A 7713-nucleotide genomic window follows, 5' to 3' on the forward strand; every position below is an offset into this window, starting at 1 on the left:
GCCCTCCTTAGAACACGGTGCAGAGAACTTCGCCGCCAACATTGGCATTGCGAGCTGCTGCATCCGTCATGACGCCTTTCGGCGTGGACACGATCGAAATGCCCAGGCCGTTGCGGACCTGCGGAATTTCTTTGACCGAAGCGTAAACGCGGCGACCCGGTTTGGACACGCGAGCAAGCTCGCGAATGACCGGCTGGCCTTCGTAGTATTTCAGGCTGATGTCCAGTTCGCTATGGCCGGACTCGGTGGTCACGGGCTCGTAGCCACGGATATAGCCTTCAGCTTTCAGCACATCGAGCACCCAAGCACGAATCTTGGAAGCCGGAGTGCGGACGGTAGACTTGCCCCGCATCTGCGCGTTGCGGATACGGGTCAGCATATCGCCGAGAGGATCGTTCATCGACATAATTGCCCCTTACCAGCTCGATTTGACCATGCCGGGGATCTGACCGAACGAGCCGAGCTCGCGCAGCATGATCCGCGACAGTTTCAGTTTACGGTAATACGCATGCGGACGACCGGTCAGTTGGCACCGGTTGTGCAGACGCGTCGCCGAAGAGTTGCGCGGCAGTTCAGCCAATTTCAGGCTGGCCTTGAAGCGCTCGTCAACCGGCAGGGACTGGTCATGAATGATCGCGTTCAGCGCAGCACGCTTTTCAGCATACTGAGCAACAAGACGCTCGCGCTTTTTCTCGCGCTCGACCATGGATTTTTTAGCCATATCTCTATACCTCCGCGATCAGCTGTTGAAGGGCATGTTGAAATGCTTCAACAGCGCTTTCGCTTCCGCGTCGGTCTTCGCGGTGGTGCAGATGATGATGTCCATCCCCAGAACTTCGTCGACCTTGTCGAAGTTGATTTCCGGGAACACGATCTGCTCTTTCAGGCCCATGGCGTAGTTGCCACGGCCGTCAAAGGACGTGCCTTTCACGCCGCGGAAGTCGCGAACGCGGGGCAGAGCGATGTTGATCAGACGGTCGAGGAATTCGTACATGCGGGCGCCACGCAGGGTAACTTTGCAACCCAGCGGCATTTCCTCACGAACGCGGAAACCTGCGATCGATTTCTTTGCATGCGTGATGACAGCTTTCTGACCAGCGATCAGCGACAGCTCTTCAGCGCCCTGTTTCACTTTTTTGGTGTCTTTGACTGCTTCACCGATGCCCATGTTCAGGACGATTTTGTCCAGACGGGGCAACTGCATGGCGTTTTTGTAGCCGAATTCTTCCATCAGTGCAGGACGAATGGTGTCCTTGTACTGCTGCTTCAGGCGCGGCGTGTAATTTGCTTGGTCAAGCATCAGATCGCATCCCCAGTGGTCTTGGCGAAACGAACCTTCTGGTCGCCTTCCATGCGGAAGCCAACGCGGGTCGCTTTGCCGTTTTTGTCCATCAGAGCCAGGTTCGACAGATCGATCGGCATCGATTTCTCAATGCGGCCGCCCTGCGTGGTCTGGGTCTGGCGCTGGTGACGGAGTGCAACGTTGACGCCGTCGACAACTGCTTTGTTCACTTGCGGGAACACGGCAGTGATCTCACCCTGCTTGCCCTTGTCCTTGCCAGCAAGCACAATGACCTTATCGCCTTTTTTAAGCTTGGCAGCCATTACAGCACCTCCGGCGCAAGCGAGATGATCTTCATGAAGTTTTTCGCACGAAGTTCACGAACAACCGGCCCGAAGATACGCGTACCGACCGGCTCACCCTGGTTGTTCAGGATGACGGCAGCATTGCGATCAAAGCGGATCGAGGTTCCGTCTTCACGTTTTACTTCTTTGGCGGTGCGCACGACGACGGCCTTACGGACGTCACCTTTCTTCACGCGACCGCGCGGGATGGCTTCCTTGACGGATACGACAATAATGTCGCCCACCGACGCATAGCGACGGTGCGAACCACCCAGGACCTTGATGCACTGAACTCGGCGTGCGCCGGAGTTATCAGCAACATCCAGATTGGTCTGCATCTGGATCATTTGGTTTCTCCCGACCTTTGGGGATATAGGACCCCAGGGTTTCGATCATACTGATCGGTTAAAAGCTGGTTACGCTTCGGTAGCGTCGCCGGTCAAAACCGTCCAGCGCTTCGTCTTCGAAATCGGGGCACATTCGACGATGCGAACGATGTCACCGATTTTGAACTGGTTGTCCGCGTCATGCGCACGATATTTCTTCGAGCTACGGACGATTTTGTGCAGAACGGGGTGCTTAAAGCGGCGCTCAACGAGGACGGTGATCGTCTGCTCGTTCTTGTCGCCGGTCACCTTGCCTTGCAGGATGCGTTTGGGCATGGGGAGGGCTCCTTAGTTCGACGCCGCGGCAGCAGCCGCTTTCTGGTTCAGGACAGTCATCACACGGGCAGTGTCACGACGGACGGCACGCATACGGGCAGTGCTTTCGAGCTGACCGGTTGCTTGCTGGAAGCGCAGGTTAAACGCCTCTTTTTTCAGCGCGACCAGCTGTTCACGCAGCTGTTCGGGCGTCTTCGTCGACAGTTCTTGCGCTTTCATGCGCCTGTTCCTTTCAACATCACCGGAGGGCTCCTGTCGTTGCAGGGCCACCCTGATTCCGGTGGAGCTTCATCATAGAAGCCTTGCCCATACAGGCCCGACCCCTTCTTTGCAAGCCTTCTTGAGGGAAAGCTACAAATGAGTTGCCCCGCCGTGATAACGGCGGGGCCATTCTTTCGCTGTCGGGGTCAGACCCCTTCAGTCTTACCAGTCTTCGCGCTGAACGATGCGGGTCAGAACCGGCAGTTTCATTGCGCCAAGACGCAGCGCTTCACGCGCGATCGTCTCGCTGACGCCGTCGATCTCGAACATGATCCGGCCGGGGTGAACGCGGGCGGCCCAAAAGTCGACCGAACCTTTACCCTTACCCATACGAACTTCGGTGGGCTTACCGGTGACCGGCAGATCCGGGAAAATCCGGATCCAAACGCGGCCTTGGCGTTTCATGTGACGGGTGATCGCACGACGCGCAGCTTCGATCTGGCGCGCGGTGACGCGCTCCGGTTCGGTTGCTTTAAGCGCGAAGGAGCCGAAGTTCAGGTTGAAGCCGCCTTTGGCTTCGCCGTGGATCCGGCCCTTGTGCTGTTTGCGGAACTTCGTCCGTTTCGGTTGCAGCATTTGCCTCTACTCCTTAACGCGCGTCGCGATCACGACGCGGTCCGCGCGGCGCCGGACCTTCTTGCGACTCGGTCGCACGACGGTCATGAGCCTGCGGATCATGTTCCATGATCTCGCCTTTGAAGATCCAAACCTTGATCCCGATGATACCATAGGGAGTCATGGCTTCCGACAGCGCGTAATCGATGTCTGCGCGCAGAGTGTGCAGCGGCACGCGGCCTTCACGGTACCATTCGGTACGCGCGATTTCTGCACCGCCCAGACGGCCGGCAACGTTCACACGAATGCCAAGTGCGCCCATGCGCATCGCGTTCTGAACCGAGCGTTTCATCGCACGGCGGAACGAGACGCGACGCTCAAGCTGCTGAGCGATCGATTCGGCGACCAGCTGAGCATCGACTTCCGGCTTGCGGACTTCGACGATGTTCAGGTGCAGTTCCGAAGCGGTGAAATTCGCCAGCTTCTTGCGCAGGGTTTCAATATCGGCGCCTTTTTTGCCGATAATCACACCCGGACGCGCTGCGTGAATGGTCACGCGGCATTTTTTGTGGGGGCGTTCGATGATGACACGGCTCACACCAGCCTGTTTGGCTTCGGTGTGGATGAAGTCGCGGATCTTGAGATCCTCGAGCAACAGGTTGCCGTAATCTTTGTCGTCAGCGTACCAGCGGCTGTCCCAGGTACGGTTGACCTGAAGACGCATCCCAATCGGGTTTACCTTCTGACCCATTACGCGCGCTCCTCGACCTGACGCACCTTGATGGTGATTTCCGAAAACGGTTTCATGATCTTGCCGTAGCGACCACGAGCCCGCGGACGACCGCGCTTCATGACGAGGTTTTTGCCAACCCAAGCTTCGGCGACGATCAAACCATCGACGTCGAGGTTGTGGTTGTTTTCAGCGTTGGCAATTGCCGACTGAAGGCATTTTTTCACATCAATCGCGACGCGCTTTTTCGAGAACGTCAGATCGGCCAAAGCCTTTTCGACCTTTTTACCGCGGATCAGCGCAGCAACCAGGTTCAGCTTCTGAGGCGAGGTGCGAAGCATCTTGATCTTCGCGAAGGCCTCGTTATCCGCCACGCGGCGCGGATTCTGTTCCTTACCCATGACGAATTACTTCCTCTTTGCTTTCTTGTCAGCAGCGTGACCGTAGTAGGTCCGGGTCGGCGAATATTCACCGAACTTTTGACCGATCATTTCTTCGCTGACCGTAACCGGGATGTGCTTGTGGCCGTTGTAGACGCCGAAGGTCAAACCAACGAACTGCGGCAAGATGGTCGAGCGGCGCGACCAGATCTTGATCACATCCGACTTGCCCGACTCACGTGCTTTTTCCGCTTTCTTCAGCAGATAAGCATCGACAAAGGGGCCTTTCCAAACAGAACGTGCCATAGGTTAACGCCCCTTCTTCGCATTGCGCGACCGCAAGATATACTTGTCAGTCGTCTTGTTCTTCCGGGTCTTGTTACCCTTGGTACCTTTACCCCACGGGGTAACCGGGTGACGACCACCCGAGGTACGACCCTCACCACCACCATGCGGGTGATCGATCGGGTTCATGGCAACACCGCGAACGCTCGGGCGGATGCCCTTGTGGCGATTGCGACCTGCTTTACCGAAGTTCTGGTTCGAGTGGTCCGAGTTCGAGACCGCACCAACCGTCGCCATGCATTCCTGACGGACCAGACGCAGCTCGCCCGAGGACAGACGGATCTGGGCATAGCCACCGTCACGACCGACGAACTGAGCGTAGGTACCAGCCGAACGTGCAATCTGACCGCCTTTACCGGCTTTCAGCTCGACGTTGTGGACGATCGTACCGATCGGCATGCCCGAGAACGGCATTGCGTTACCCGGTTTCACGTCAACTTTGGCGCCGGCGATGATCTTGTCGCCAACTGCAAGACGCTGCGGAGCCAGGATATAAGCCTGCTCGCCGTCTTCGTATTTCACCAGTGCGATAAACGCGGTCCGGTTGGGGTCATATTCGATCCGCTCGACGGTTGCCGAGATGTCGAATTTGGTGCGTTTGAAATCGACAATGCGATAAAGACGCTTCGCCCCGCCGCCTTGGCGACGCATTGTGATCCGTCCGGTGTTGTTCCGGCCGCCGTGCTTGGTCAGACCCTCAGTGAGGGATTTGACCGGGCGCCCTTTCCAAAGCTCCGAACGGTCGATCAGAACCAGCCCACGCTGGCCAGGCGTAGTCGGTTTATACGACTTAAGTGCCATGCTTTCTGTCTTCCGTTGCTTTGGACCTAGTAGTGGTCCGTTTCGTCAAAAGATGAACGGCCCCGCTGCCGGGGCCGTCGATTCGCGGTCTATATCAGAGACCCGTCGTCACGTCGATGCTGTTGCCAGCCTCGAGAATGACATAGGCTTTCTTGACATCCGAGCGGACGCCCAGTTGGCCTTTGAAACGCTTGACCTTGCCTTTGGTGATGGTGGTGTTGACCGCCTTCACCTTGACGCCGAACAGGGTTTCGACAGCTTCTTTGATCTGCGGCTTGTTAGCCGATTTGGCGACCTGGAAAACCACGCCGTTGTTCTCACCGATCAGCGTTGCTTTCTCGGTGATCAGCGGCTTGACGAGAACGTCGTAGTGTTCCGGTTTAGCTTGGGTTTCTTTGCTCATTTCAGGCGAGCCTCCAGAGCTTCGACACCAGCGCGCGTGATAACCAGCGTATCGCGCTTGAGGATGTCATAAACGTTGGCACCCATCGACGGCAGGACATCCACACCTTCGAGGTTACGCGCGGCGCGGGCGAAGTTTTCGCTCACTTCAGCGCCGTCGATGACCAGAACGCGCTTCCAGCCGTTCTCTTTGACCGCTTTCGCGACCACCGAGGTTTTGGCATCTGCAATGTTCAGGCTGTCAACGATCACCAGCTCGCCTGCAGCGTATTTCGCCGACAGAGCATGCTTGAGGCCGAGTGCGCGGATCTTCTTGGGCAGGTCGAATGCGTGCGAACGCGAGACCGGGCCCTTGTAAACACCACCCGAACGGAAGATCGGCGCTTTACGGCTGCCGTGACGTGCGCCACCGGTGCCTTTTTGGCGATAGATCTTTTTGGTCGAGTAGCTGACATCCGACTTGCCGAGCGTCGAGTGCGTCCCCTGCTGGGCGCGTGCGCGCTGCCAGCGGACGACACGGTGCAGAAGGTCTGCACGCGGCTCGAGACCGAAGATGTCATCGCTCAGTTCGATATCACCAGCTTTGCCGGCATCGAGCTTGATCACATCAAGTTTCATCAGTTATCTCCTTCCGGCGCAGCGGCTTCAGCAGAGACCTGAGCTTCGGCAGTGGCCGTGCCGCGGGTCGCAGCCGGGAAGACCGTGTTGTCAGCCAGCGGCTTTTTCACGGCGTCCTTGATGGTGACCCAGCCGCCCTTCGAGCCCGGAACCGAACCTTTGACAAGGATCAGGCCGCGGTCTGCATCGGTCTTGACGACCTGAAGGTTCTGGGTGGTGACGCGAACGGCACCCATGTGGCCAGGCATCTTCTTGCCTTTGAACACTTTGCCCGGATCCTGACACTGACCGGTCGAACCGATCGAGCGGTGCGAGATCGAGACACCGTGCGAGGCGCGAAGACCACCAAAGTTGTGGCGCTTCATACCACCGGCAAAGCCTTTACCGATCGAGGTACCCGCGATGTCAACGAACTGACCTGCGAAGTAGTGGTCGGCGATGATCTCGGCGCCCACTTCCACGAGGTTGTCTTCGCTGACGCGGAATTCCGCGATCTTGCGCTTGGGGGCAACATTCGCTTTCGCGAAATGGCCGCGCATTGCAGCGGTCACGCGCTTGGCTTTCGCCTCGCCCGCACCAAGCTGCAGCGCAACGTAGCCGTCGGTTTCGACGGTGCGCTGTGCGACGACCTGAAGGTTGTCAAGTTGAAGAACGGTGACAGGAACCTGCTTGCCGTCTTCGAGGAAAAGCCGGGTCATGCCCAGCTTCTTGGCGATTACACCAGTGCGCAGCATGTGTGCCTCCTTAGACCTTGATCTCGACGTCCACACCAGCAGCAAGGTCGAGCTTCATCAGCGCGTCCACGGTCTGGGGGGTCGGATCTACGATGTCGAGAAGACGCTTGTGCGTACGGATTTCCCACTGGTCGCGCGACTTCTTGTCGATGTGCGGACCACGGAGAACGGTGAATTTCTCGATCTTGTTCGGCAGCGGAATCGGACCGCGAACAGTCGCGCCGGTGCGTTTCGCGGTGTTCACGATTTCCTGCGTGCTGGCATCCAGAACGCGGTAATCGAACGCCTTGAGCCGGATGCGGATATTCTGGCTTTGCATTGTCATCCCTCTTGCGGGGAGTTCCAGTTGAGAGGCTGACAGCGCACCACGCACCGCCAGCGTCGAACCGTAAAAACGTACAGGTCGCCCTTTTTTTTGGGCGACCTCGCACATAGCCAATGATTCCCCTTGAATCGGGGAAGTGTCGGCGATGCGGCTAAATGCATGAATTAGGGCGACAGGTCAAGCGCTCTCGCTATTCTGCCCGGATTTGACGCTGGGGACATTGGCATGTCTTCCATGCGACAAATATCCCGGGGTCCGGGGCAGCGCCCCGGAT

The 7713-nt window shown here is 57.7% G+C and carries 16 protein-coding genes; all 16 read right to left on the bottom strand.

Going from position 1 to position 7713, the window contains the following annotated elements; all coding sequences use genetic code 11:
* Nucleotides 1-7: 7 nt before the first annotated feature.
* Entirely contained in the window at nt 8-406 is a 399-nt protein-coding gene (gene rpsH, locus RTS12_RS08400; RefSeq protein ID WP_312527392.1) for a 30S ribosomal protein S8, read from the bottom strand.
* Between the two features lie 9 nt (nt 407-415).
* Nucleotides 416-721: a 30S ribosomal protein S14 gene (rpsN, locus tag RTS12_RS08405; RefSeq protein WP_312527394.1), complete on the bottom strand. Its 306-nt coding sequence runs from the start codon at nt 719-721 to the stop codon at nt 416-418.
* An 18-nt stretch (nt 722-739) separates the two neighbouring features.
* On the bottom strand, nt 740-1300 hold the full coding sequence (gene rplE, locus RTS12_RS08410; protein ID WP_312527396.1) for a 50S ribosomal protein L5: 561 nt from the start codon (nt 1298-1300) through the stop codon (nt 740-742).
* A complete protein-coding gene (gene rplX / locus RTS12_RS08415; protein ID WP_312527398.1) occupies nt 1300-1605 on the bottom strand; it encodes a 50S ribosomal protein L24 in 306 nt (101 codons plus the stop codon). Before rplX ends, rplE begins: the two co-directional genes overlap by 1 nt.
* Nucleotides 1605-1973, bottom strand: coding sequence for a 50S ribosomal protein L14 (rplN, locus tag RTS12_RS08420; RefSeq protein ID WP_010400243.1), 369 nt, complete (start codon nt 1971-1973; stop codon nt 1605-1607). The genes rplX and rplN overlap by 1 nt, the downstream gene beginning before the upstream one ends.
* Nucleotides 1974-2042: 69 nt before the next feature.
* Nucleotides 2043-2288, bottom strand: a complete 246-nt coding sequence (gene rpsQ / locus RTS12_RS08425; protein ID WP_312527401.1) for a 30S ribosomal protein S17 — start codon at nt 2286-2288, stop codon at nt 2043-2045.
* 12 nt (nt 2289-2300) lie between these two features.
* Nucleotides 2301-2507 (bottom strand): 50S ribosomal protein L29, encoded by a 207-nt coding sequence (gene rpmC, locus RTS12_RS08430; RefSeq protein WP_312527404.1) that lies wholly within the window; start codon nt 2505-2507, stop codon nt 2301-2303.
* Nucleotides 2508-2711: 204 nt separating this feature from the next.
* Nucleotides 2712-3125, bottom strand: a complete 414-nt coding sequence (rplP, locus tag RTS12_RS08435; protein WP_312527406.1) for a 50S ribosomal protein L16 — start codon at nt 3123-3125, stop codon at nt 2712-2714.
* Nucleotides 3126-3138: 13 nt separating this feature from the next.
* On the bottom strand, nt 3139-3855 hold the full coding sequence (rpsC, locus tag RTS12_RS08440; protein WP_312527408.1) for a 30S ribosomal protein S3: 717 nt from the start codon (nt 3853-3855) through the stop codon (nt 3139-3141).
* The gene (gene rplV / locus RTS12_RS08445) at nt 3855-4235 is read right to left on the bottom strand and encodes a 50S ribosomal protein L22 (RefSeq protein ID WP_312527410.1); all 381 of its coding nucleotides are present in this window, start codon (nt 4233-4235) and stop codon (nt 3855-3857) included. Before rplV ends, rpsC begins: the two co-directional genes overlap by 1 nt.
* Nucleotides 4236-4241: 6 nt before the next feature.
* The gene (rpsS, locus tag RTS12_RS08450; RefSeq protein WP_276190244.1) at nt 4242-4520 is read right to left on the bottom strand and encodes a 30S ribosomal protein S19; all 279 of its coding nucleotides are present in this window, start codon (nt 4518-4520) and stop codon (nt 4242-4244) included.
* A 3-nt stretch (nt 4521-4523) separates the two neighbouring features.
* The gene (gene rplB, locus RTS12_RS08455; protein WP_312527417.1) at nt 4524-5360 is read right to left on the bottom strand and encodes a 50S ribosomal protein L2; all 837 of its coding nucleotides are present in this window, start codon (nt 5358-5360) and stop codon (nt 4524-4526) included.
* Nucleotides 5361-5454: 94 nt separating this feature from the next.
* The gene (locus RTS12_RS08460; protein WP_312527419.1) at nt 5455-5763 is read right to left on the bottom strand and encodes a 50S ribosomal protein L23; all 309 of its coding nucleotides are present in this window, start codon (nt 5761-5763) and stop codon (nt 5455-5457) included.
* Entirely contained in the window at nt 5760-6380 is a 621-nt protein-coding gene (gene rplD, locus RTS12_RS08465; protein ID WP_312527421.1) for a 50S ribosomal protein L4, read from the bottom strand. Before rplD ends, RTS12_RS08460 begins: the two co-directional genes overlap by 4 nt.
* Nucleotides 6380-7111, bottom strand: coding sequence for a 50S ribosomal protein L3 (gene rplC, locus RTS12_RS08470; protein ID WP_312527422.1), 732 nt, complete (start codon nt 7109-7111; stop codon nt 6380-6382). The genes rplD and rplC overlap by 1 nt, the downstream gene beginning before the upstream one ends.
* Nucleotides 7112-7124: 13 nt before the next feature.
* The gene (gene rpsJ / locus RTS12_RS08475) at nt 7125-7433 is read right to left on the bottom strand and encodes a 30S ribosomal protein S10 (RefSeq protein WP_042247848.1); all 309 of its coding nucleotides are present in this window, start codon (nt 7431-7433) and stop codon (nt 7125-7127) included.
* Nucleotides 7434-7713: the final 280 nt, after the last annotated feature.

Origin of the sequence: Paracoccus sp. (in: a-proteobacteria), from assembly GCF_032007265.1 — a bacterium.
Taxonomy (GTDB): domain Bacteria; phylum Pseudomonadota; class Alphaproteobacteria; order Rhodobacterales; family Rhodobacteraceae; genus Paracoccus.